This is a genomic window from Cognataquiflexum rubidum (assembly GCF_022538115.1).
Classification (GTDB): Bacteria; Bacteroidota; Bacteroidia; order Cytophagales; family Cyclobacteriaceae; genus Cognataquiflexum; species Cognataquiflexum rubidum.
This window is the reverse complement of sequence record NZ_JAKZAL010000053.1, coordinates 1-1,654: the sequence shown is the minus strand read 5'-3', so window position 1 is coordinate 1,654 and position 1,654 is coordinate 1. Positions and strand designations below refer to the sequence as shown.

Here is a 1,654-nt window from a genome sequence, read left to right as displayed (position 1 = left end):
CCTGTTTTGTGCGGGTATGTTTTAGGTGTAAATTAAGTAGTTGAAATATAGCTATTTATTTGTCTTGATTTTGTGATTTTGGGTGTCTCGGTCTATTTTTAGATCATGTTTGTGAGACGGAAGAAGAATTCAAGTGGTAGTTTCAGTGTTCAGATTATCCAGAAAGTTGGCAGGATCAATAAAGTGGTCAAGTCAATCGGAAGTTCCTTTGATGAAACGGAATTGGATATTCTTGAACGTCAGGCCAAGCTTGAGATTGAGAGAATACAAGGTCAGACTTTTCTGTTTTCAAATGACCGGGACAGCAGCTTAAAATCCATTCTCTCGAATGTGGTCAACAACGAGATTGAATTAGTAGGTCCGGACTACATACTAGGAAGAATTTATGAGTCAATGGGTTATCATAAGATCGGAATCGATGATCTATTTAGGGACTTGGTTATGTCCAGACTGGTTTATCCCGGCTCCAAGTTAAAAACAGTTGATTACCTGTCCAGATTCAAAAACAAGGAAGTCAGTGTTTATTCCATCTATCGGTATATGGATAAGATCCATAAAGAGTTCAAAGAGGATGTAGAGAGAATAACATTCAATCACTTTGAGAAGATTCTGGGAGGGCATATCGGCATTGTGTTCTATGACGTGACCACATTATACTTTGAGGCTCCGGATGAAGATGATCTGCGGAAAATCGGTTATTCAAAAGATGGCAAGCATCAGCACCCCCAGATCAAACTGGGGCTGTTGGTCGGTCCGCAGGGCTACCCGCTTGGATATGATATTTTTGAAGGCAGTACGTATGAGGGATATACCCTGATACCTGTTCTGGAAAATATCCAAAAGAAGTTTTCCATCGGTAAACCTATAGTAATTGCAGATGCAGGCCTACTGTCCAGCGCCAATATCAAAGCACTCATCAGTCACGGTTACAGGTTTGTACTGGGCGGTAAAATCAGGAACGAAAGCAAAGAGATCAAAGATGCAATCCAGAAACTGGAAATAACCGAAGACAATCCCGGAGAAGTGAAAAAAGACGGTTATAGACTGGTTGTAAGCTTTTCTGAAAAGAGATTGAAGAAAGATGCCCACAACAGGAAAAAGGGGCTTGAAAAGCTCGAGAAAAAGGTAAAAAATGGGAAAATCGACAAAAGCAGTATCAATAACAGGGGATATAACAAGTACCTCAAACTTGAATCAGAAATCAAAGTAGCTATCGATTATACCAAATATCAACTGGATGCCAGATGGGATGGACTGAAAGGATATCTTACAAATACTGATATGAAATCCAAGGAGGTTATTGCTGCATACGGGAACTTGTGGCAAATAGAAAAGGCTTTCCGGATCAGCAAGACAGACATCAGAATACGGCCAATCTACCACCGAATACCGGAAAGAATACAAACACATATCTGTATCTGTTTTGTGTCTTATGCTGTATTCAAAGAACTGGAAAGACTTCTCAAAAACCGAAAAGTATCATTTTCTGCAAACAGAGCTATCGAGCTTACCAAAAACATGTATCAGATAAGGGTATTCCTTCCTGATTCTAAAACCTATACAACAGTACCACTCAAACCAACTCAGGAACAACAGGAACTAATATCAGCTATCATGAAAAATTAGCTTGGGTGTCCCATCGCACAAAACAGGA

The 1,654-nt window shown here is 39.8% G+C and carries 1 protein-coding gene; it reads left to right on the top strand.

From position 1 onward, the window contains the following. The first annotated feature begins 105 nt into the window (after positions 1–105). The gene (locus MMU05_RS22970) at positions 106–1,626 is read left to right on the top strand and encodes an IS1634 family transposase (RefSeq protein WP_241143996.1); all 1,521 of its coding nucleotides are present in this window, start codon (positions 106–108) and stop codon (positions 1,624–1,626) included. Positions 1,627–1,654: the final 28 nt, after the last annotated feature.

Coding starts and splice junctions, on each gene's coding strand:
- MMU05_RS22970 (WP_241143996.1), top strand. CDS start 106: ATGTTTGTGAGACGGAAGAAGAATTCAAGTGGTAGTTTCAGTGTTCAG.